Raw genomic sequence first — 21,804 nt, 5'->3', positions numbered from 1 at the left:
TTCCCTGTTAATGACATTCAAACAAAAAGTATACAAGCATTACCTTGAATTGGTTAATGAAAAAGTGCAATTGGTGCAACAGGTGTTGGCCGATCTGAAAGAAAGCGGCGCCAATGAAACCAAGAGCACAGCCGGTGATAAACATGAAACGGCTTTGGCGATGTTGCAGATTGAACAAGCCAATAAACGGGACCAGTTAAAAGAGATACAACTGCAAAAAGCGGCGCTTGAAAAAATAGATGCAACGATCGTTGCGCCGATGATAGTTAACGGCAGCCTGGTCAAAACAAATAAAGGTTACCTGTTTGTGAGTGTGGCATTGGGCAAAGCAGTGGTGGAAGGCATTACCGTAATTGCATTGTCGCCACAATCGCCGCTGGGCATGCGTTTGATGGGATTGAAAGCAGGCGATACGGCGGAAATAAATAATATGCAGTATATAATAGAAATGATCAGTTAGTTTATGTAAACCGTAAGGTTATTGCATCTTCTGTAAAAATAGCAACATGAAAAACGGTTTCTCTTTACTGGCACTATGCCTGTTTTCTTTTACAGCTGCCGCAAAAAAACTAGCTTATCCCATGCAAGTGGTGGCTGGTATGGCCGACCTGGTGGTTACCGGGCAGATCAGCAGCGTATCCGGCAATACATACACCTTCGATATTGATAAGACCATTAAAGGTATTCCTGCCAAACAGATCATTGTTAAAATGTTCCGTGAATGGACCTGTGATGTACGTGCAAAAAAAGCGGAGCCGGGACAAAAATTATTGCTTTTTCTTACCAAAGCCAACGATTCTTTTGACATCATCAATGGCAGTACCGGCGAAATATTCATCAATGATAATAAAGTGCAGTTTTTTATGATTGCGGAAAAAAATATACAACTTGAGGAGGCGGTTACCGCTTTTAAAAATTTTATAAGCTGCTATACATTGTATAACAAAGACTTTGTTTCCTTCAATAAAATAATTTTTAACCAGTTGAAAACAGACAGTGAGATCGCTGCATTGAAAAAAGCTGATCCAATAACCAGGCTGCTGCTGGAAGAAATGAAAGGATACAGTATCCGTAAACTGCCCGTTAATGTACAGCGCAGGAAAAGCGCCCGCATTTTTATTTCCTGAATATTTTATTAAAACCCCTGGTGTGTTGTTGGCACAGTTTTTTTGTATAGTATCTTAAAAACTATATGAGAGACTGGTTAAAAACATTGATCGCCGGTTATGCCGGGTGGAAATGGGGCGGAGGTTGCCTCGGCTTTATCGTGATATTTATTATCGTGTATTTTTTACTGGGCAATGTGCATTGCTGAGACTATTGATCATTTAAAAACGTATGGTATGCAATCATTTCCTAAACCCAATACTCCCCCTGTTAAAGAACCGGAACCACAGCCAATCACGATCCCTGATCCGCAACCGATCATTATACCGGAGCCGGAACCGATCATCATTCCTGAACCAGAGCCGATCATCATCCCGGAACCGGAACCCATCGTTATCCCTGATCCAAAATAAATAAAGCAAATATAAAACTTGCCTTATTTAACTTTTAAACTAACCCAAAAATTGTTCTTTAAATAATACAATTCCATTCGTGTATATCCGTGGTCCTGCCTGTTCGTATCAATTCCAGTTGTTCTTTTAATTTATTGTGCAGGCTATTGTCGTTATATGCCGGTAGCGTGTAATCGGTACCGTTAATATTGATCACGGCTATCGGCGCTACTACGGCTGCAGTACCGGCACCAAATGCAGCACTGATGGTTTTTTCTTTAAAGGCTTTTTCCAGCTCACTGATACTTACCGGCCTTTCTTCTGTTGTATAGCCAAGGTCGTTTGCCAGTGTAAGTAAAGAATCCCTGGTAACGCCGTCTAAAATAGAATCAGATAAGGGTGGTGTAACCAACACATCATTGATCACGAACATAGCATTCATCATCCCCGATTCTTCAATGAACTGGTTGTCTTTACCACCGGTCCATAATACCTGGTCGTAGCCCTGTTGCTTGGCCAATTGGGTGGGATAGAAGGCGCCACCGTAATTGCCACCGCATTTTGCCGCACCTGTACCGCCTTTTGCAGCTCTTATATACTGGTTCTCTACTTTTACTTTTATAGGTTTTGCAAATAATGAAGGTACCGGTCCTGTGAAAATAATAAAGCGGTATTCATCCGAAACCTTTACACCAAATTTCGCTTCGCTGGCATACATGAAAGGGCGAATGTACAGAGCGCTGCCGCTTGCAGTGGGAACCCATCCTTTATCCAGCTGAATCAATTTGATCAATCCTTCCGTAAAAATATCTTTTGGTACAGGCGCCATGCACATCCTGTCCAGCGACTTTAAAAAACGATCGTAATGTTTATCCATGCGGAAGATGTTGATGCGGCCATCGTGCATGGTAAATGCTTTCATGCCTTCAAACACCGTTTGGCCATAATGCAGCGCAAGGGTAGTGGGGCTCAATGAAAGGTTAGCATAAGGCACTACCTGCGGTGTTCTCCATTCGCCATTTGCATAATCACAAACCAGCATGTGATCCGCTACATATTTTCCAAACTCCAGCTCATTAAAATCCACTTCGCTCAATTTTGAATGAAGGGTTTTACGTACGGGTATATCAACTGTTAATTCCATAATGGATCTATTTTTAATTTAAAAATTTGCATTTATATTCGACATTCGCAAGTTCTCCATTCGATATCCGGACATTCAACATTCGATATCGAACTTGCGAATGTGTGAATGTGTTCACATCTCTGCGGGTTCTGTTTGTTCGATGGGTATTTCCATTTTTACATTCGCTCTTTCGTATACACCCGGCTCTACAGGCAAATGCTTAAAGCCGATCTTTTCGTATAGTTTAATGGCATTTGCATTTTTTGTATTGGAATACAATATCACTTTGGTGGCGCCCAGTTCCTTCGCTTTTTCAAAACTGGCATAGCTCAATGCTTCTGCAATTCCTTTACGACGGAAATTTTCATCCACCGCCATCTTGGTGAATTCGTAGGTATGTTCATCCACTTTTCTTAAACCCACCGTACCGGCTTCCACACCATCATACAAAGCCATTAATATAGCACCACCATCTTTCAGTATCGCTTCTTCAGGATTGGTGAGTACATATTCATCCACTGGCTCCATTGTAAACCAGGCTTCTATCCATTGCCGGTTGAATTTTTCAAAATAAGGCTGGTGCTTTCTTTCGTAAGGCACAATTGTGATATTATTCATGGCGCAACTTTTTCTTTTTATAAATCTTACACAAAAATTCTGCTTTTTTTTGATTTAAAACAGATGCAGATTTGTTATTTTTGACTATATCAGATTTTTAGGAGATGAAAAAAAATAACTTTAATTCAGACGATCACCTGTATTTGCAGGTGGCCGACGGACTTGAAAAAATGATCGCAGGCGAAGTGTTGCGCATTGGCGATAAACTGCCTTCTGTACGTATGCTGAGTGATGAATACGGCATCAGTATGGGTACGGCTTTCCAGGCATACTATCATTTGGAAGGAAGGGGATTGATAGAATCCAGGCCTAAGTCCGGTTATTATGTGCGTTTCAATCACCAGCGTTTTCCGCAGTTGCCCGACCAGGTAAAACCGGAAGCCATTTCGCACGAAGTGAGTGTGAAGGATATGATCACTTCTATTTATGGCGATATCGCTGCAAAGGATACGATCAATTTTGCTATTGGCGCACCGGATGCTTCGCTGTTGCCCACTGCCAAGATCAACAAGTCGGTGATACATGCTTTGCGCAATACCAAAGATGGATGTACCGGTTACGAACAAACGCAGGGAAACCTGGAATTGCGCCAGCAAATCGCCAAGCTTTCTTTTAACTGGGGCGGTAAAGTAAAACCGGATGAAGTGATCGTTACAAGCGGTTCGCTGGAAGCAGTGATGATGTGCCTGAAAGCTGTTACCAATCATGGTGATACGGTGGCAGTGGAATGTCCCACGTATTTCGGTATCTATCAATCCATAGAAAGCCTGGGGCTGAAAGTGGTGGAGATACCGGCCGATGCTGTTAACGGGCTTGACCTGGATGCATTGGAAAAAGCCATTAAAAAATATCCTGTTAAAGCATGCGTGGTGGTACCCAATTTTAATAATCCGTTAGGCACCTGCATGAGTGATGAACGCAAAAAGAAGCTGGTGGACATCATCACTAAAAACAATATTTCTTTAATTGAAGATGATATTTATGGTGAATTGTATTTTGGCAAAATGCGCCCGAAGACCTGTAAATATTTTGATACCAAAGGGATGGTGATGCATTGTTCATCTTTATCAAAATCACTGGCGCCGGGTTATCGCATTGGCTGGACGATACCGGGTAAATATTTTGAGCAGGTAAAACAGGTAAAACGTATACAGAATATCTGCAGCCCTTCACTTACGCAGGCAGCTATGGCGCATTACCTTAAAAACGGCCGTTACGAATACCATTTAAAAAACCTGCGCAAGGCACTACACACCCAAAGTTTACGTTATATGCAGGGGATCATCCAGTATTTTCCTGCCGATACCAAGATATCCCGGCCGGCAGGTGGTTTAACATTCTGGATAGAGCTGAATTCAAAAGTGGATTCCTTTAAACTGCGTACCGAAGCAATGAAACATAAGATATCCATTGTGCCGGGTAAGATATTTTCGGCCAGTATTGATTACACGAATTATATACGGCTGAGCTTTGGAAAACCCTGGAGTGATGATGCGGATTATGGCCTGATGATGCTGGGGAAACTGATAAAGAAAATGCTGTAATAAGGCGGAATTTTGATAATTTTATACCATAAATCGTTACAATGAAAAAATGCTTTTTAGCCATATCCCTGAGCCTCCTCACACTGGTTGGTTTTTCACAGTCATTAAGCCAGGTAAGTTTAACAGGCGCCACTACACTGGCTTCCTATTCTTTTATCACCAGCGAAAATGTGATCATCCGCTTAACGCCCGATGGTTCCATCATTGACTGGGGTACCGAACTGGAGCCCGGCCGTATGGGTTATTACGAAGGCAAATTGCTGCCTTATGCAGGCCGTGTGAGTTATTATGGAGAAGAAGCGGATGAGGCTTACAGGGGCAAGGTTAGAAGTATTGGTTCTGCCAATATCACTTATTACGGCGCTTCTATGCCGGCAGAACAAAAAGGTAAAGTAAAATCCATCGGGAGCCAGCAGTTTGATTATTATATGAACTATGATAATGAAAGTTTCCGCGGTAAATTAAAAACAGCCGGCAATACTTCCTTCACTTATTTTGGTTCGTATGACAATGAAAGTTTCCGGGGTAAATTAAAATCGGCCGGTAACACCAGCATCACTTACTATTCTGTTTTTGATGATAAACTCAATAAAGGAAAAATAAAAAGTATCGGCAGTGTTTCCTTCAGCTGGTACAACGAGTTTGATAAAAAAGAATTACAGGGCGCTATGAAAACGGGTTCCACCATGCAAAAGATCAATGGGGTGGTGTACAAGGTCTGGTAATGCTTGCTGTGATGTTTTCGTAACATTAAGTTAATAATTGCGTAACACCATCGTCATGCTGTGGGTTCAACTTTGCCGAAACTCACTTCATGAAAAAATTTACTTACACTTTTCTTTTTTTATTGTTCAGTATCACGGGGTTCTCACAGGCTTTTACCCCCGGTAACCTTGCTTTTTTACAGGCAGAAGCATCCAATACCAACACTACTTTTAATGTAATAGAGATCAATACCACAGCTGCCGGGCAGTCGGCTATCAGCACACATGCTGTTGATGGAAATATACTGCGTTTTTCGGGCAGCGCTACTTCTACCGGTTATGTGGCCAACAGCAATGACAGCACCCTGCTGTGTTTTACCGGGCACAACAGCAGTTCAACCACCGGCAACGTCAACACATTTCTTCCCCGTGGCGTAGCTACTTATTGTGTACCGGGTACGTTTAACCTGGCAACTACTTATACCGGCGCTTCCGGTCAGCAAACAAGATGCGCCACCGGTTTAAATAACAGCACCTGGTATATCGGAGACCAAAACGGTATGTATTCCAATAGCACCACCACAGCCAGCCCTACAGGTAATTTCCGTGCGGTAAAAGCATTTGGTGGTGTGGTGTATGTGTCATCAGCCAGCAGTACTGTTACAGTGATACAGGTCAGCACTATCAGCGCAGCTACCGGCGGTACTGTTACAGGTTTGCCAGGCCTTGCCAATAATGCCAACCTGCAGGATTTTTACCTCGTATCTTCCGGATCCAACGGCAATACTTTTGATGTGTTATATGTACTTTCTGCAACTTCCAATACAGCAGGCACCATCAATAAATATTCATTAGTAGCAGGCTCATGGGTGGCCAACGGATCTTACACCACGGCCTTTGGTGGTTTTGGTCTTGCTGCACAGGCAGGTGGCGGCGGCGCTTATTTGTATGTTACCACAGGGCAGGGTGCACTTACTGCCAACAGCGTAATAAAAGCAACCGATGCTGCAGGATACAATGCTACCATCAGCATCACTACCGGTAATAATGTAAACTTATATACTGCACCTGCGGGCAAGATCATTAAAGGCATTGCGTTTGCACCGAGGGTGCCGCTGGTTCCAACAGTTTATCCATCCTCTTATGCAGTAAGTTTTGCGAATACACTTTCGGGTGCCACTTCCACACCACAAACAATAACCTTGTATGGATATAATCTTACACCGGCTTCGGGTACTGTAAGTGTTACAGCGCCCAATACTAACTACCAGGTTTCCAACGATGGCAGTACATGGGGCGCCAGTACTACAGTGGCCTACAGCAGCAATGGCGCTGTGATCGGTAGCCTGCAGGTACGTTTCAGCCCGCAGTCATCGGGATTAAAAACGGGTAACATCACTATCAGTGGTGGCGGCTTCAGTGGCCCGTCGAATACGATTGCCGTAACCGGTACCGGTGATAATGCACTGGCGCTTACATTCAATACAGGTACTACGGCTATCAATCCTCCTTATGTAACCACTACTATCGGTGATGCGCTGGACCCTGCACAGCAACAGGGTATTATTGTAGATGTAAAAGAAACCGGGCTCAGCATACCGGCTGCTAACTATACTTTAACGGCAGTAAGCGATAATACAACCGCTTTGCCCAATGCCAATATCAATATTACCAAGGCAGATGGACAGTCAACTGTTAAGATCACCCCTGCAGCTGTTGGTTATGCCAATGTAACACTGACGCTTACCCGCGGAACGGATACTAAAACACTGCTAATAAATTATGCGGCTTCGTCGCCGGCAACTGCGTCTGCAGGTACCCGCTGGCACAGTGGTGATTCTGATGCTTCTGCTGCTATTGCACAGAATGATAATTACATGACCATTTCGGATGATGAAAAAAATATCCTGTATGTATTTGACCGTACACAACCCGGGTTGGCTGTTAAAACATTTGATTTTAACCAGGCCAATGTACTGGGACTTTCTGATGGCAGGGAAGTGGATGTGGAAGCAGGTGTGAGCAGCATCAGCACTTCCGGCAAAAGCTACTGGATGGGTTCTATGAGCAACAGCAGCAGCAGTCCTTTCCCCGACAGGCCGAGCCGTAACCGCATTTTCGCTATTACTTCCAGTGGTGTGGGTGCTGCCACTACATTTAACAATGCAGGTTCTTACAGCAATATGCGTCTGCAACTGATCAACTGGGGCGATGCCAATGGTTATAATTTTACTGCCAGTGCAGCAGCAGGTCACGATCCTAAACAGGTGGATGGTTTTAATATTGAAGGAATGGCTTTTGGTCCGGATAATACCACATTATATATCGGGTTCAGGGCACCGTTAGTGCCTAATGCAACACATACCAACGCGGTGATAGCACCGGTGCAGAATTTTGAAACATGGTTCAACAATGGTGCACCTGCGGGCAATCCTGTTATCGGTACGCCTATTGAACTGGATCTCGGTTTGCGTGGTATCCGTGATATCGTTCGTATCAGTAATGGTTTCTATGTAATTCTTGCAGGTAATCCTGATGATAATGTACTCGATCCTGCTGTATATAAATGGACCGGTAACCCTGCCGATGCGCCTGTACAACTTACATCTTTTGACGTAACAGGTTTGAACATTGAAGGTGTGATGCAGGTGAATGAAAGCGGTCAGCTGGCGCTGGATAAACTACAGTTCATCAGTGATAATGGCGATAATGTATATTATGGTGATGGCATAGCTGCGAAAGATCTTACACAGGATAATTTTAAAAAGTTCCGTTCGGATGTGGTGGTATCTGCATTTGCAGTACTGCCGGTAACTTTTGAATATTTTACTGCCAACAGGATGGATGATAAAGGCATACTGTCGTGGAAGCTGGGGCAGGCGGATAATGTAGCGTCATTCGAGATACAGCGTTCTGCCAATGGCCGTGACTTTACAGTGGTTGGTTCAGTGAGCGCTCTTTCAGGACAATTGGTTTATACATTCACAGATAAAAATATCAGCAGCGAAAAATTGTATTACCGTATTAAAGTGAAAGAGATCACCGGTAACAGTTATTTGTCTGATATCAGGTGGATAGGCAGGGAAGGAACACCGGTTACGGTAATGGTATATCCTAATCCTGTAAAGGATAACCAGTTTACCATTACTGCAAATGTTGCCGGTAATAAAACGGTGGAAGTGTATACCGCCAGCGGTGCCGTGTACAAAACATTTAATTTTACAGAAGTGCAACGGAATATTAATACCAGTCAATGGCAAAAAGGATTTTATTTTATCCGCATTGTTACGGCTGAAGGCACAGCAACTACAGCAAAACTGATGGTTCAATAAAAATATAAGTACTTCTGTTATATCCGGGATCTCATGGTTATGAGGTCCCGGATTTTTTTATAGCATTATGTTAAAAAAGAACGTTTTGCTACTGTAATGTAAAATAATTGTATTTTCAGGCATTAAACAGTAACTATGCCAAAAGCCAACCGAAGAAACTTTTTAAAACTATCCGGTCTTTCTGCTTTACCTGCCATGATACCCGCCGCAGGTTTATTTGCTGCAGAAAAAAAACATACTCCCGAACCTGCAGATGAATTGCCTATAAAATTTTTTGGAGACGGCGAAATGTTTGAACCCGCCGCTTATATTGATCTGCTGAAACAGGCCAACAGCACCACTGCCATTGAGCGTGACCGTTATGGAGATGGTGGCAGCATTGCCGCACTGGAAAAGAAATTCACCGAGATAACCGGTAAAGAAAAAGCTATTTTTATGCCCACCGGCACTATGGCCAATCAACTGGCCATTGCTGTTTTGAGTGGGGAGAATACCAAGGTATTTGTGCAGGATACCAGCCATGTGTACCGCGATGAGGCGGATGCAGCACAATCTGTGTTTCAGAAACGACTGATGCCTTTGGCCAAGGGTGAAACTTATTTTACCGCTGCAGCTTTAAAGCAGGCCGTAGACGCATTGGCAGAACAGGAAGTGTTTAAATCGGGTGTGGGTGCGGTTAGTATCGAGAACCCGGTGCGCCGTTCGGAAGGAAGGATGGTGCCGCTGGACGAAATAAAAAAGATCAGTGCGTATTGTAAAGCCAATGATATTAAGCTACACCTGGATGGTGCAAGGATATTTTTAGCGGCTGCATGGTCGGGTGTTAGTGTAAAGGAATATGCATCTTATTTTGATACGGTCTATATTTCTTTGTATAAATACATGGGCGCTGCAGGTGGCGCTGTATTGTGTGGCGATAAAAAAGTGATAGAGAAGATGCCGCATTTAATAAAAATACACGGCGGCTCAATGTATGGCAACTGGGCGAATGCCGCCATGGCATTGAACCGGTTGGAGGGACTGGAATTAAGAATGCTGCAAACCAGGATGAGAAGTACCGACCTGTTCACTGAATTAAATAAACTGCCCGGTATTAAGATCACAGCGCTGGACGGCGGCACCAATTTATACAAGTTGGAACTGGCTAAAGAAGTGGACGGGAAAAAACTGCAGGCCTCGCTGAAGAATAATTTTAATATACGGATGCCCATACCCGATAATAATAACAGTGGATTGATCGCAGTAAATGAAACACTGCTGTACCGCGATCTTGCGTACGTGGTGGATGCTTTTACCAAAAGCCTGGCATGATATTATAGTTCAAATTCCCAAACGGTGCGGTAGTTGCCGTTGTTTTCCATATAGGTTAAAAATGCATTGTAAAAAGGGTCGGCGCCAATGGTGGCGCTGTCGCCTATCACATACAGTTGTTCCTTTGCCCTTGTGATGGCCACGTTCATGCGGCGGTAATCTTTTAAAAAGCCAATATCACCATCATCATTACTCCGCACCAGCGACAGAATGATATTTTGTTTTTCCTGCCCCTGGAAGCTATCGATGGTGCTTATACGCAGTTGCTTGGGCAGCAATTCTTTTGCTGCAGCCACCTGCCCGGAATAAGGAGATATGAAAGCCGTTTGCTGCGGATCCAGTTGTTCTGTTTCCAGTAATTTTTGTACTATTTGTAATTCACCTTCATTCTGCAGGCTGCTGCCATCGGGGCCGTGCTTTTCATTAAAGCCGGAACCGGCGGTGTCGATGAAGGTGATATGTGTATGGTTGTTGGTTAAATGCGCTGCAGTTAACAAAAGGCCGTCGTAAAAATAGCCGCCTGAAAAACCTGCAATGGCCTGCCGCATGCGGTATTGCGTATTGAGTAAGAAAACATTTTTTATTGTGGCAATGCTTACTTCCAGTATAGAACGGTTGAGACCAAGCCTGGCCGCTTCGTTACTTAATACAGTGGGAGGTAATTGCAAATGATCGCCTGCCAGCACATATTTTTTTGCCAGCGGAAAGATGCACCATGCCAGTGGTTCAATACATTGACCGGCTTCGTCTATTACCAAGGTATCAAAATGCAGGTGGTTGATCTTTGCATCATATAATCCTACCGGTGTGCCTGCGATGACTGCTGCCTCGCTATACAGTTTTTCTTCGTTGTAGGCCTGCAGGCTTTTTATTTCGGTGCGGATGTTCTTTACTTCTTTAAATAATAAATTGCGCTGCTCTCTTTCTGCTTTGCCAAAACTGCGCTTGTATTTCAAGGCCATCTTGCGGAACTCTTCGGCACGTATCTTTAATTGCTTGATCTCTTTTAACTGTTTACTGTTGGATAATTTTCCCTCTGGTGTATGTTGAAAAATGTCCTCATCCACTTTGCTGGTGTTGCCCACCCGCAATAGTTGTACATTCTTTGCTATTAAACCTTTGGCAATATTGTCCACCGCTGTATTGCTGGGCGCTGCCACCAGTACTTTTTCTCCTTTTTCTACCAGTTGTATAATGGCTTCCACCAGGGTGGTGGTTTTGCCCGTACCCGGCGGGCCATGCACTATGGTAACAGCTTCGCCTGCTGCTATGGCGGCTACTGCCTGTTGCTGGCTTTCGTTGAGGTTTTTATTGCGAAAGGAGAGGGCAGAGGTATTGACATTTATCGTGTGCCCGTTAATGTTAGTAGTTCCGTGCAATTGCTGAAATAACTGGTATTGTTCTTTATTGGCTTCCAGGTTGTTCAGCACCGTCTTCATAATGGTGGTGGTGCGTTGGTCGGGTGCCAGCTTGATGCCTACATTATCCTCTTCAATCCAGTCGGGAAAATCGGGTGCAAACAAACGGAACTTGCCGGATTTGCCGTCCATATTCAATAATATCCCTTTTACCGGTTCCTCCCCGGTGCAAAAGCATTCTATGGCGGCGCCATCTTTGAACATATTGGCTTCGGGTGGAAAATTTAAACGAAAACTTATTTCCGGGTAATCGGCATAACCAAAATTCTTCCTGGTTACCACAATGGGGTGCAGGGCGAGGCCTTCGGCTTTTAATGCTTTTAAAGTATGCTGCTGGTCTAAACTGTAGCGTTTTACCTGTTCTTTTTCTTCAAGGGCGATACATTGCAATAAAATCTTTATCTGCGGATCTGTTACTGGCATAGTGTGAAAATAACGAGGAAAGAGAGAATAAAAAAATGAAGGAAATTAACCATGTAAGAAAATTTAACCACATAGGCACATAGGGAACATAGAAAGTCCGCTGAAGTTGTACTTCGGCTCCTTGCCACAAATAAAACCTGCAAAACATCACCACAACATAACCTACTAAGAAGCATGCTAGAAGAAAACAATTAAGAAATATTCACCACATAGGCACATAGGACACATAGGGTACATAGGGAATTGTATTGATTATCCTCTTCTGTATTTCCTATGTTTTCTATGTGCCTATGTGGTTTATTTAAACTGTGTGTTTTATCTCTTTGCCCTTACATATTGCACCGGCCATTCGATGTCGTCGCCCAATGCTTTGGCGGCGTGCAGGGGAAAGTAAGGGTCCCGCAATTCTTCTCTTGCTAAAAATATAAGATCAGCCTGCTGTTGCTGTAAAATTGTTTCTGCCTGTTCTGCAGTGGTAATGATACCCACTGCACCGGTGCGTATGCCGCTTTGTTTTTTGATGGCTTCCGCAAAATGTACCTGGTAACCGGGACCTGCGGGAATTTTCGCAGCGGCACTGATACCTCCTGATGATGCATCAATAAGATCAATACCTTTATTCTTTACGATCATGGCCAGTTGCACAGAATCAGCAATGGTCCAGCCGCCTTCTATCCAGTCGGAGGAAGAAATGCGGATAAATATTGGATGATCTGCAGGCCATACCGTTTGAATAGCTGCAATGATCTCCAGTAAAAAACGTATCCTGTTCTCAAAGCTGCCACCATATTCATCCGTGCGCTGGTTGCTCAAGGGAGAGAGGAATTCGTTGATGAGGTATCCATGCGCAGCATGTATCTCTATTACTTTATAACCTGCTTTTAATGCACGGACAGCAGCATTTTTAAAATCATTTACAAGATCGCCGATCTCGTCTTTTGTTAAAGCATGCGGCACCATATCGTGTTCGTAAAAGGGAATAGGAGAGGGCGCTACCGTTTGCCAATGCGCTTCGCCGGCATGTATTTGTGCGCCGCCTTTCCAGGGCAGTTCGCAACTGGCTTTTCTTCCGGCATGCGCCAGCTGTATACCTGCTACTGCACCATTTTGATGAATAAAATCAACAATGGTCTTTAGTTTTTCAATATGCTCATCTTTCCAGATGCCGAGATCGCCGTAAGTGATGCGGCCTGCTGCATTTACTGCAGTGGCTTCCTGTATAATGAGTGCAGCACCGCCTACTGCACGGCTGCCTAAATGCACCAGGTGCCAATCAGTAGCAAAACCATCCGTGCAGGAATACTGGCACATAGGCGATACAACAATACGGTTTTTAAGTGTGATACTTTTTAAGGTGAGGGGAGAGAATAATAAACTCATGTGTACTAAAATTGAACTGCAAAGTTAGGGGCAGTATTTTTAGCCTCATTTACTAAGTTGGAAAAACTTGCCTTCTCAAATTTATCCCGTTACAAAACGATATCCAATTCCTTTAATAGTTATGATCTCCAGCGAAGGATCGTTCTTTAAATAGCCCCGAAGTTTGGTAATGTATACATCCAGGTTACGGGAGTTGAAAAAATTATCATTGCCCCATAGTAAATTGAGTATATCGCGGCGGTCAATTATCTTGTCTTTGTTTTCGTATAATAGTTTCAGTAATTCACTTTCGCGGAAGGATAATTTCTTTTCTTCCACATTATCTTTTAATACCTGTCGGCCCAGGTTGAAGGTGTATTTACCCATCTTGATCTGCTCTTTCTTCTCCTCCGTAATACTTTCGCCATTGCGCTGGCGCACGGCATGTTCCACTCTTACTATCAGTTCTTCCATGCTGAAGGGTTTGCGGATATAATCGTTGCCGCCGAGTTGAAAGCCTTTTACCAGGTCCTGCGTTTGTGTTTTGGCAGTGAGAAATAAAATGGGTACCTGTGCATTGATGCTTCTTATCTCTTCTGCAATGGTAAAACCGTCTTTGTTGGGCAGCATTACATCCAGCACACATACATCGGGCTGGCTGCTTTTGTACAGCGGCAACACTTTATCGCCATCGGTTTCCATCAGCACTTCAAAGCCCCTTGTTTCCAGGCTTTCCTTTACGATCTTGCCTAAAAACAATTCATCTTCTGCGTATAATATTTTAATGGTCTTCATGTTGTTTGGGTAGTTGAATGGTGAATTGTGTGCCGCTTGCGCCTTTTGTCTCATCGCTTTTTACTTCAATAGTGCCGTTATGCTGCGCAATGATATGCGCCACATAACTCAGTCCCAGCCCATAGCCCTTCACGTTATGCCGGTCGCCGGAAGGTACGCGGAAGAATTTATCGAATATCTTATCCTTATAAGCGGCCGGTATGCCCACGCCGTTATCTGCCACTTTTAAAACTATCTTTTCTGCACTTGCAGCAATACTGATGTCCACACGGGGATTGTCACTGCTGTATTTGAGCGCATTGTCTAAAAGATTGTACACCACACTGGTAATGTGCATGCGGTCGGCAGTTATGGTAAAGTCGCTGCCTTCGGTTTGTATCTCCACGGCTGCATGGTATTTTTCAAATTGTAAGCGCATGGAGCTTACCACTTCTTTTACCAGTTGTTCTATATCAAATACTTCCCGTTGCAGTTCCACTTCCTGTTTTTCAAACATGGATAGTTTCAATACTTTGTCTACCAGCAGGCCCAGGCGCTGTAATTCGTTATTGGCAATATTTAAATATTCCTGTGTACGGGCGGGGTTCTGCAATGCGTTGAATCGCTGCATGGCTTCAATAGCCACGCTTACGGTGCTGATGGGTGTTTTTAATTCGTGCGTGATATTGCCAATGAATTCGTTCTTGATATCTGTTAAACGGCGCTGCCGGTTCAGGTTGCGGTACAATAATAAAAATGTAAATATGGTTACTGCCACTAAAAAGAGCGAGAATAATAATGGCGGTAATATTTTTTTGAACAGGTAACCGAATGTGTTTTCCAATTGCAGTTTATAAGTAACGGGGTGTGCAAAACCAATGGTTACTTTATCCAGGTTATCTAAACTGATCTCTTCTTCATGATCCGGCACTATGCTTATTTTTTCTGCCACCGGCTGTAATGAAAATGATACGGGCAGTTTTTCTTCTTTGAATGATCGTTGTACAGCAGCAATGATCTCACTGCGGGGAATGGTATCCTGCAAAGAATCAATGCCATACAATATCTGCACCACTCTTTCTTTATCGCCACTGGCCGTAGCGCTCACTGATGTTTTTACTGTATCGTTGTTGTAAAACATCATGGAGTTATTCATCGATATCATCACCCTTGTTTTACCGGTATCTTTTTTTAGTAAAGAGTCGTTCATCTGCCGGCGCATGGCATCGGTAATGCCTAATAGTTGTTCCTTTAATCTTTTAATGACCACGGGACTGCCGGAACTGCCGTCTTTCATCACCAGTTTAATATCAGTATGTTCCTTATGATTCTTGCTGGAATCGGAGAGGCGGAGTTTTTTTGCCTGCAGTTCAAATACACTGCTGCGGAATACGATGCCCGCCTTGCTGGCCAGCAGCCTTGCCTCCCGGTCGTAGTTATTTTTTAACCAGTACACCTGGAAGCCAACAATGATGAGTATGGTGACTATCATCAGTAATGGATCGGCAATTATCTTCTTTTTCATACAATGACCCTGCAAATGTAATCCTTTATGGCATTGGGTTTTAGCCTTATTAACCTTAATTAACCTTAATGAAAGGATGGTTAACCTGCTGCGCTGCAGGGCTGCAATACTTTTGTTTTAAAATTAAACGACATGAAAAAATTTGTAGTATTCCTATCTGCTGTTATACTGGCACAGGTTGCCATTGCACAGGTTAAAGAAGGTAAAGTGATCTTTGAAGAAAAAATTGATATGCACCGCCGCATACCTGCCGAAAATGAGCAGATGAAGGCTATGATCCCCCAGTTCCGCACCAATAAATACGAATTGTTGTTTGCAGATAACAAATCGTTGTTCAAAGCCATGGAAGAAGAACCGGACCTGAGCGAACAGCCACAAGGTGGTGGCGTGGTAATGCGTTTTGCAGGTGCTGATAATATCTATTTTAAAGATTTTACCACGCAGCAGGCCATTGAAAAAAGAAGCCTGATGGAAAAAGAATTTTTAGTACAGGATTCTATCCGCAATATTGTATGGAAGCTGGTGGATGGCGAAACAAAAACCATTTTGGGTCATGTATGCAAGAAAGCCACCGGCAAATCGCAAATGGGTTTTGATATTGTGGCCTGGTATGCGGATGATATTGCGTTATCTTCCGGCCCCGCACAGTTCAGCGGTTTGCCGGGGCTGATACTGGGCATGGATGTAAACAGTGGCGAGATCGTGTACACTGCAACTGATCTGCAAAAAGATGTTAAGAAAGCGGATATTAAAGCGCCTACCAAAGGACAGAAAGTTACACCGGCAGAATTTGCAAAAGCAAGAAAAGAACTGATGGGAGATGGCGGACCGGTAAGGATCGTTACGAATTAAGATTTTGCTTTTAGTTTAATGTTGCGCCAATGCTGAAGAGTGTTGGCGTTTTTTTTTGAGAGGTTGTGTTTATTTGGCAAGGTTATGCCGCGGTTATAAACCGCTAGTATTAATAGACACCAGTGGTCTCGCCCCAGGCGAGAACACTGGCGCCAGGGAGATTATTCCATTTGCGTTACCGTTCTGTAAACGCCATCAATTACCTGTCCCATTCTTGCCAGGTCTAAATTTTTAAGTACATCCGTTCTTTTATGATAATTATGATCCCTGAAAAATGCAGTGTTGGTGATCATGACTGCGCTGTAGCCAAATTTCCAGTAATTGCTATGGTCCGATAGCCCGATGCCGCCTAAAAATGAAGGCGCCCGGAATGATTTGGCGATAATGGAATTGTTTTTAAAATACAATGTTTTGAATTGTTTTGCAAAGTCGCCACAAAAGGAGTTTTGTGCTATGGTAATAAAATTACCTTTGTTGCCGTACACCCATTTTAAAATGCCCAAAGGATAATCCTGCGAACCTGCTTCATCTGAATAATATCCGATCATTTCCAAACTGATCATACCTTTTACCGGTACAGAATCTTCCTGCAATGATTTGGCGTGTACATAACTTCCCATCTGCTCTGTATTAAAAAAGGGCGGCTCTTCTAAAGTATAAGCCACCAGGTCGATCCTGTATTTTAGTTTTTTATCTTTCAGCAGTTTTGCCAGTTGTAAAATACCCGCCACACCACTGGCGTTATCATCGGCGCCATCCTGCTCGCCGCATACATCGTAATGCGCTCCTATAATGATCCTTTCTGCACCCTGCGGACCGAAGGATGCAATGACATTCTTATACCAGCTTTGATTTACCTGGTAGTTTTGCATATTCACCTCGCCGGAGTAATTTGAAAATTCCTGTCGTATTCTTTCGGCTACGGTATCCAGCACATCAATGTTTTTATAATTTCTTGGTTTAGCGGTTTGAATGATCAGCTCCAGGTTTTTCCGGATATCACTGGTATCTGATAATGCCGGTAAATTTTTTGCAGCAGCTGATACAGGATAATTCTGTATGGCAAATATGCCGATAAGCACCAACAACAGCAGCAAGGTGTAGAGTAGTATGCGTTTAAAGCGTTTCATTTGATAATGTATCGTTGATTGAATTACAGGTTTACTTACGCTGGTATCTTACCAGGCTGTCCCTGCGCATGTTCCGCGAAGAGTCGAGAGCAGCTAATACCAATTCATCCTGGCTTAGTTGTACAATTTTATAAGAAGTGCGGTAGTTCGATTGCCATGATTCCGGTATATACTGCCTGAGGTTGTCTGGAAACAGTATCAGCGTGTCTTTGCCCGATCCTTTCCAGGATCCTTTTTCATCTCCGCCTGTATGCCAGCCCGGTGTATTGGATGTGGCGTTACTAATACCTTTTATTAAATAAGTGGAATCGCTTAACAGGGTCAGGTCGCCTGCATCCGCATTTACCGCATGTAGACCAGGTATTTTATAGTCAGGCCGGTTCTGTAGTTTCCAATGGCCTGTAATGACAGGTTGTTTGCACGAGAACATAATAATACAGAGCAGTAGTAAGGCTTTTGGGTTGAACATGTTGCTGTATTTTCCGGCAATGTTGCTGCATTGCGCATGATTCGTTATTTATAAAAGTAAAAAAATAAATGCAATATTTTACAGAGGCGTGATTCGGATGGGAGCCAATTAAAAATTTGTGTTAATGAATATTGCGCCGATGTTGGGATGTGTTGGCGTTTTTATTTTGAGAGCGGAGTAATTTATTTAAAAAGGAAGCTGTTGGATTTACTGCAAGAGCCTGCCGCCGTCACAGACCGTTAGAATTAATAGACACAGGTGATCTAGCCTAAGGCTAGATCACCTGCGCCAGAAAGCGATAAGCAAGGGATGGCCCGAAAAGAATTTTCGGGGCACTAAAACTCAAACCCGTGTTTGTTTCGCCATTCTATCTCTTCTTTGGTATGTGGTAATAATTTATCTAAGGTTAGTACCGCTGCTGCCTGTACTTCTTCTATAAACGGCCGCAGGTTGTTATTGTATGCTTCAAAGGCGAGTGTTGTATTGCCGTGGTGCTTTTCAAATGCATCTGCCAATGCGGTTGCACCAATGATGGCGAGGGAGCCACCCATGCCTGCTGCAGGCGAGGCGCAATAGCCGGCATCGCCTACCAATGCCACCCTGCCTTTCGTCCAGCTGGGCATTTTTACCTGGCAGAATTTATCGAAATAAAAGGAGCCGGACCGTAACAACTCCTGCTGCAACTCTGCTGTTCGCCAACCCATACCTTCAAACTGTGCTGCAATGATGTTTTTTTGTTGCTCCTGGTTGCGGAAATCATAAGCGATCTCTTTTCCGGGGCGAAAGGTAAATATGATATCGGTCTTATTGTTATAGGCATACAACGCCACACCTTTGTCTGGTTCGGCATATAATTGATAAGCGCCTTCTTCCACCAGTAATTTATTGGCAATGGCAATAGAGAAATATTGCCCTAAAAAATGCACGTATGCTGTTTCTGCGCCGAACCACATTTTTCTTACGGCGGAGTGTACGCCATCGCAACCAAACAGCAGGTCGAAATTTTCCTGCGTTCCGTTTTTAAAACTTATTTCCAATGCGTGGGCTTTTTCCTGTATAGCTGTAATGCTGTTGCTGAATATAAAACGCACTTCATTTTTTACCAGGTCGTACAGCAGGTTAAGCAGGAAGTCTCTTTCTATTTCAAATTCATTATCCGGTGATCTTTCCAGCAGAACACAATGCTCGGTCACATCGTCGGCATTTTTAAATTCCCACTTATTAGGCCCTACACGATTGCTTTTAATGACTTCGTATAGCCCCATCCGTTTTACAATGTCTACGGTGCTGTCTTTAATGTCTACAGGCGTGCCGCCCATTTTTAAATAAGGGCTAATTTCCACTACCGTTACTTCGTATCCCATTTTATTCATCCAGTAAGCAGTTGTTAATCCTGCAAAACTTGCACCTGATACCAATACTTTTTTATGTGGTTGCATTTTATACGCTTTTGATTTTACAGGGCAAAGTTCTGGCGTATTTAAAAACTGGCGAATGGCTAAGCGGGGCAAGTATTGGACTAATCGTGCCTTTTGCTGCGATAGGTGAGGGCAGTGATGCCGGTGGCTTTGGTGAACAACCTTGTAAAATAAGGATAGTCTTCATAACCCAGTTCAAATGCTATTTCTTTTACGGACCTGTCGGTATGCAGTAACAGGCGTTTGGCTTCCAGTATTACCCGGTCGCGGATATGTTGTGTTACGGGTATACCTGTTGTGTGTTTTACGCTTTCATTTAAATAATGCGTGGAAATATTCAGCTTGTCGGCATACACTGCGGGCCGTTTTACAGTGCTGTAATGCTTTTCTAATAATTGCGCAAAGGATCTTGCTATATGCTCAGACCGTGAAAGTTGTACCGGCCCCTTGTGCTGTTGTAAAAACACCGAAGCAATAAGCGCCACCAATGCATTGCAACTGTCTTTTAAAAGCGGCTGGTATAATTTATTGTTCTTCTGTGTATAAAAATCCAGGCTGAGTGTAAAGAGTGTGCTGATGTTTTTATAGGTTGCTTTGCTTAATGACAATGGGGCAACCGGCGCTATTGTTTCTAAAAAATCCTGGTGATCGGGATACAGGTGCTCGTTATTGATAGCCAAAGAACAAACGGTTACGTTGTGAAAATCTATTATGCGGTGTACCTGGCTGGGATGCATATACACTACTGCCGGTGCACTGACGGTATGCTTTTTCAAATCGATCTCGATCAGCACTTTTCCTTTTTGTACCAGGTGAAAGGTATGCCCTTCATCGCGGTGCGATTGTGTTGCTTCTTCGTATTGCTCTGCTGTTTTAAAATCTGCTTTTTTTATATGATTCACATCAATGGCAATACCACGGCCGGAATTGTCGGCCATTGAATTTACCGGTATGTTCTTTTTGTTTTTGCGCATGCTGCTGCAAAGAAACCGATATTTTTTCAATGCTTACTAACTCTTGTTCACTCCTTTTTTAAATGATACAAAAGGTCGCACATTGCAATAAATGTGGAATCGATCGGTGACCAACGCATGAGCCTGTGGTAATTTTTTCCTGTACACCTGTCGGGTTTTGACTTATATCCCTCCAGCACCCAGGTAGCGCCATCCAACCCACTTCTGTCTATTGAACTGGGGTATGTCCAGAAGCTATCGGCAGCAAGGCTGTCAACAATATTATTCCATGTTTTTCCGGGTATTGAAAATTCTTTGACAACCGGTTCTATGCCCGGGTCTGCAATAAATTTTATTGTTGCTTTATAGTGATCGTTGTTTTTCTCTACGCGGTATATATGCACTCCTTCAAAGGCACTGGCTAATGTGAACCTGTAGCTGTCGTTTTGTGCGGTGATCAATGAGGGTTCGTTATAGGTTTTTAAATTCCATATACTGTCCCGTTTTTTTACTTCGGGCAGGTTTATTAAACTATCTTCTTTGTCAATATTTTTTAAAATGGCTTCGGAGATACTGCACGGGTTCTTCTCTTCTTTGCAACCAATAAAGGTAATTACCATTAGTGCGGGCAATATTTTTGAGATAACCTTTTTCATTTTGTTTCTTACAGCAATTATTGTTTGTTGTTAATTTATATAATCCAGGTGATGGATCCAGTTTAGCGTATCTCCCCGGTCAGATATAAGGTAAAAATTTTTACCTGCCGAAAATTCAGTTTTGTAAAACTCAATTAGTATAGCCTGCGGCAGCTCTTTTGTTTTTGTATTCACAATTTTACCTGGCAGGTTAATGATAAGCTCCGGAATATAATTCAGTGCGTAAGATGTGCTTTTGTGTAGTGCATATTTTTTTAATTTTTCATAAGGTGGCTTTATCACTTCATTATTGTATTCGCCGGGTGCAAGGTGCTGAATAATACTGTCGCAGTAGGCAACGAGTTGCTTTTGATCGAAATTAAGTTGGTAATCTCCTTCCTTAAAAAAACATCCTGAGGTAATGCTTGTGTCGTTATTGATCGTTTTGTATTTACAGACCACATTATAACTGTTGTCGAAGTTGTCATCAACTAATCCTTTTAGATCAATGTAATGTTTTATGATGCCGGTATCAGTCTTTTCAATTTCAAGTCTTACACTGTCCCCATACTGCGCTACCTGGATGATATTTGAAAAATGATTTTTGGCAGCAGTATCCTGCTGTACATTTTTTGTTTGCCTTGACCTCGTTGTGCAGGCAAAGAGAATTATCCATAAAAAAGGGTATAGAGAATATCTACGCATGATCAAATA

At 43.1% G+C, this 21,804-nt stretch carries 21 protein-coding genes; 9 read left to right on the top strand and 12 right to left on the bottom strand.

Features of this window, described 5'->3' with window-relative positions:
- Positions 1-10: 10 nt before the first annotated feature.
- The 4 genes from QM738_RS22425 to QM738_RS22410 all read left to right on the top strand — a co-directional run bounded on the left by QM738_RS22425 (position 11) and on the right by QM738_RS22410 (position 1,520).
- Positions 11-460: a hypothetical protein gene (locus QM738_RS22425; protein WP_462279000.1), complete on the top strand. Its 450-nt coding sequence runs from the start codon at positions 11-13 to the stop codon at positions 458-460.
- 46 nt (positions 461-506) lie between these two features.
- Entirely contained in the window at positions 507-1,127 is a 621-nt protein-coding gene (locus tag QM738_RS22420) for a hypothetical protein (RefSeq protein WP_462278999.1), read from the top strand.
- Between the two features lie 65 nt (positions 1,128-1,192).
- Positions 1,193-1,315, top strand: coding sequence for a hypothetical protein (locus tag QM738_RS22415; protein WP_462278998.1), 123 nt, complete (start codon positions 1,193-1,195; stop codon positions 1,313-1,315).
- Between the two features lie 28 nt (positions 1,316-1,343).
- Positions 1,344-1,520, top strand: coding sequence for a hypothetical protein (locus QM738_RS22410; protein ID WP_462278997.1), 177 nt, complete (start codon positions 1,344-1,346; stop codon positions 1,518-1,520).
- A 58-nt stretch (positions 1,521-1,578) separates the two neighbouring features.
- Here the strand turns inward: QM738_RS22410 and QM738_RS22405 are convergent, their stop codons facing one another.
- On the bottom strand, positions 1,579-2,643 hold the full coding sequence (locus QM738_RS22405) for a branched-chain amino acid aminotransferase (RefSeq protein ID WP_462278996.1): 1,065 nt from the start codon (positions 2,641-2,643) through the stop codon (positions 1,579-1,581).
- A gap of 114 nt (positions 2,644-2,757) precedes the next feature.
- Positions 2,758-3,243, bottom strand: a complete 486-nt coding sequence (locus QM738_RS22400) for a GNAT family N-acetyltransferase (protein WP_462278995.1) — start codon at positions 3,241-3,243, stop codon at positions 2,758-2,760.
- A 104-nt stretch (positions 3,244-3,347) separates the two neighbouring features.
- On the opposite strand from QM738_RS22400, the gene QM738_RS22395 reads away from it, so the two are divergent.
- The 4 genes from QM738_RS22395 (at position 3,348) to QM738_RS22380 (ending at position 10,134) form a co-directional block, all read left to right on the top strand.
- Positions 3,348-4,787, top strand: coding sequence for an aminotransferase-like domain-containing protein (locus tag QM738_RS22395; protein ID WP_462278994.1), 1,440 nt, complete (start codon positions 3,348-3,350; stop codon positions 4,785-4,787).
- Between the two features lie 41 nt (positions 4,788-4,828).
- Positions 4,829-5,512, top strand: coding sequence for a hypothetical protein (locus QM738_RS22390; RefSeq protein WP_462278993.1), 684 nt, complete (start codon positions 4,829-4,831; stop codon positions 5,510-5,512).
- A gap of 89 nt (positions 5,513-5,601) precedes the next feature.
- The gene (locus QM738_RS22385; protein WP_462278992.1) at positions 5,602-8,823 is read left to right on the top strand and encodes a T9SS type A sorting domain-containing protein; all 3,222 of its coding nucleotides are present in this window, start codon (positions 5,602-5,604) and stop codon (positions 8,821-8,823) included.
- Positions 8,824-8,958: 135 nt separating this feature from the next.
- Complete coding sequence (locus tag QM738_RS22380; protein ID WP_462278991.1) at positions 8,959-10,134, top strand: threonine aldolase family protein; 1,176 nt, start codon at positions 8,959-8,961, stop codon at positions 10,132-10,134.
- A gap of 2 nt (positions 10,135-10,136) precedes the next feature.
- Here the strand turns inward: QM738_RS22380 and QM738_RS22375 are convergent, their stop codons facing one another.
- From QM738_RS22375 to QM738_RS22360, 4 genes are all read right to left on the bottom strand, one after another.
- Positions 10,137-11,975: an AAA domain-containing protein gene (locus QM738_RS22375; protein WP_462278990.1), complete on the bottom strand. Its 1,839-nt coding sequence runs from the start codon at positions 11,973-11,975 to the stop codon at positions 10,137-10,139.
- A gap of 315 nt (positions 11,976-12,290) precedes the next feature.
- Complete coding sequence (gene namA, locus QM738_RS22370) at positions 12,291-13,355, bottom strand: NADPH dehydrogenase NamA (RefSeq protein WP_462278989.1); 1,065 nt, start codon at positions 13,353-13,355, stop codon at positions 12,291-12,293.
- 81 nt (positions 13,356-13,436) lie between these two features.
- Positions 13,437-14,129 carry a response regulator transcription factor gene (locus tag QM738_RS22365; RefSeq protein ID WP_462278988.1) on the bottom strand — a complete coding sequence of 231 codons (693 nt, stop codon included), beginning with the start codon at positions 14,127-14,129 and terminating at the stop codon, positions 13,437-13,439.
- Positions 14,116-15,633 carry a sensor histidine kinase gene (locus QM738_RS22360; RefSeq protein ID WP_462278987.1) on the bottom strand — a complete coding sequence of 506 codons (1,518 nt, stop codon included), beginning with the start codon at positions 15,631-15,633 and terminating at the stop codon, positions 14,116-14,118. Before QM738_RS22360 ends, QM738_RS22365 begins: the two co-directional genes overlap by 14 nt.
- Positions 15,634-15,765: 132 nt before the next feature.
- On the opposite strand from QM738_RS22360, the gene QM738_RS22355 reads away from it, so the two are divergent.
- Complete coding sequence (locus QM738_RS22355; RefSeq protein WP_462278986.1) at positions 15,766-16,485, top strand: GLPGLI family protein; 720 nt, start codon at positions 15,766-15,768, stop codon at positions 16,483-16,485.
- Positions 16,486-16,646: 161 nt separating this feature from the next.
- On the opposite strand, the gene QM738_RS22350 is transcribed toward QM738_RS22355, so the two are convergent.
- The 6 genes from QM738_RS22350 to QM738_RS22325 form a co-directional block, all read right to left on the bottom strand.
- On the bottom strand, positions 16,647-17,615 hold the full coding sequence (locus tag QM738_RS22350) for a M28 family peptidase (RefSeq protein WP_462278985.1): 969 nt from the start codon (positions 17,613-17,615) through the stop codon (positions 16,647-16,649).
- Positions 17,616-17,646: 31 nt separating this feature from the next.
- Positions 17,647-18,084, bottom strand: a complete 438-nt coding sequence (locus QM738_RS22345) for a hypothetical protein (RefSeq protein ID WP_462278984.1) — start codon at positions 18,082-18,084, stop codon at positions 17,647-17,649.
- Positions 18,085-18,419: 335 nt separating this feature from the next.
- A complete protein-coding gene (locus QM738_RS22340) occupies positions 18,420-19,523 on the bottom strand; it encodes an FAD-dependent monooxygenase (protein WP_462278983.1) in 1,104 nt (367 codons plus the stop codon).
- Positions 19,524-19,603: 80 nt separating this feature from the next.
- The gene (locus QM738_RS22335) at positions 19,604-20,506 is read right to left on the bottom strand and encodes a helix-turn-helix domain-containing protein (RefSeq protein ID WP_462278982.1); all 903 of its coding nucleotides are present in this window, start codon (positions 20,504-20,506) and stop codon (positions 19,604-19,606) included.
- Between the two features lie 17 nt (positions 20,507-20,523).
- Positions 20,524-21,111, bottom strand: coding sequence for a hypothetical protein (locus tag QM738_RS22330; protein WP_462278981.1), 588 nt, complete (start codon positions 21,109-21,111; stop codon positions 20,524-20,526).
- 30 nt (positions 21,112-21,141) lie between these two features.
- Positions 21,142-21,795: a hypothetical protein gene (locus QM738_RS22325; protein ID WP_462278980.1), complete on the bottom strand. Its 654-nt coding sequence runs from the start codon at positions 21,793-21,795 to the stop codon at positions 21,142-21,144.
- Between the last annotated feature and the right edge of the window lie 9 nt (positions 21,796-21,804).

Origin of the sequence: Ferruginibacter sp., assembly GCF_049840995.1 — a bacterium.
Classification (GTDB): Bacteria; Bacteroidota; Bacteroidia; order Chitinophagales; family Chitinophagaceae; genus Ferruginibacter.
Note: the sequence above shows the minus strand (reverse complement) of the source record. Positions and strands in the feature narration are given on the sequence as shown.

Excerpts from the sequence above, each read along its gene's own strand:
- QM738_RS22425 (WP_462279000.1), top strand. The coding sequence starts at position 11 with ATGACATTCAAACAAAAAGTATACAAGCATTACCTTGAATTGGTTAAT.
- QM738_RS22420 (WP_462278999.1), top strand. The coding sequence starts at position 507 with ATGAAAAACGGTTTCTCTTTACTGGCACTATGCCTGTTTTCTTTTACA.
- QM738_RS22415 (WP_462278998.1), top strand. The coding sequence starts at position 1,193 with ATGAGAGACTGGTTAAAAACATTGATCGCCGGTTATGCCGGGTGGAAA.
- QM738_RS22410 (WP_462278997.1), top strand. The coding sequence starts at position 1,344 with ATGCAATCATTTCCTAAACCCAATACTCCCCCTGTTAAAGAACCGGAA.
- QM738_RS22405 (WP_462278996.1), bottom strand. The coding sequence starts at position 2,643 with ATGGAATTAACAGTTGATATACCCGTACGTAAAACCCTTCATTCAAAA.
- QM738_RS22400 (WP_462278995.1), bottom strand. The coding sequence starts at position 3,243 with ATGAATAATATCACAATTGTGCCTTACGAAAGAAAGCACCAGCCTTAT.
- QM738_RS22395 (WP_462278994.1), top strand. The coding sequence starts at position 3,348 with ATGAAAAAAAATAACTTTAATTCAGACGATCACCTGTATTTGCAGGTG.
- QM738_RS22390 (WP_462278993.1), top strand. The coding sequence starts at position 4,829 with ATGAAAAAATGCTTTTTAGCCATATCCCTGAGCCTCCTCACACTGGTT.
- QM738_RS22385 (WP_462278992.1), top strand. The coding sequence starts at position 5,602 with ATGAAAAAATTTACTTACACTTTTCTTTTTTTATTGTTCAGTATCACG.
- QM738_RS22380 (WP_462278991.1), top strand. The coding sequence starts at position 8,959 with ATGCCAAAAGCCAACCGAAGAAACTTTTTAAAACTATCCGGTCTTTCT.
- QM738_RS22375 (WP_462278990.1), bottom strand. The coding sequence starts at position 11,975 with ATGCCAGTAACAGATCCGCAGATAAAGATTTTATTGCAATGTATCGCC.
- namA (WP_462278989.1), bottom strand. The coding sequence starts at position 13,355 with ATGAGTTTATTATTCTCTCCCCTCACCTTAAAAAGTATCACACTTAAA.
- QM738_RS22365 (WP_462278988.1), bottom strand. The coding sequence starts at position 14,129 with ATGAAGACCATTAAAATATTATACGCAGAAGATGAATTGTTTTTAGGC.
- QM738_RS22360 (WP_462278987.1), bottom strand. The coding sequence starts at position 15,633 with ATGAAAAAGAAGATAATTGCCGATCCATTACTGATGATAGTCACCATA.
- QM738_RS22355 (WP_462278986.1), top strand. The coding sequence starts at position 15,766 with ATGAAAAAATTTGTAGTATTCCTATCTGCTGTTATACTGGCACAGGTT.
- QM738_RS22350 (WP_462278985.1), bottom strand. The coding sequence starts at position 17,615 with ATGAAACGCTTTAAACGCATACTACTCTACACCTTGCTGCTGTTGTTG.
- QM738_RS22345 (WP_462278984.1), bottom strand. The coding sequence starts at position 18,084 with ATGTTCAACCCAAAAGCCTTACTACTGCTCTGTATTATTATGTTCTCG.
- QM738_RS22340 (WP_462278983.1), bottom strand. The coding sequence starts at position 19,523 with ATGCAACCACATAAAAAAGTATTGGTATCAGGTGCAAGTTTTGCAGGA.
- QM738_RS22330 (WP_462278981.1), bottom strand. The coding sequence starts at position 21,111 with ATGAAAAAGGTTATCTCAAAAATATTGCCCGCACTAATGGTAATTACC.
- QM738_RS22325 (WP_462278980.1), bottom strand. The coding sequence starts at position 21,795 with ATGCGTAGATATTCTCTATACCCTTTTTTATGGATAATTCTCTTTGCC.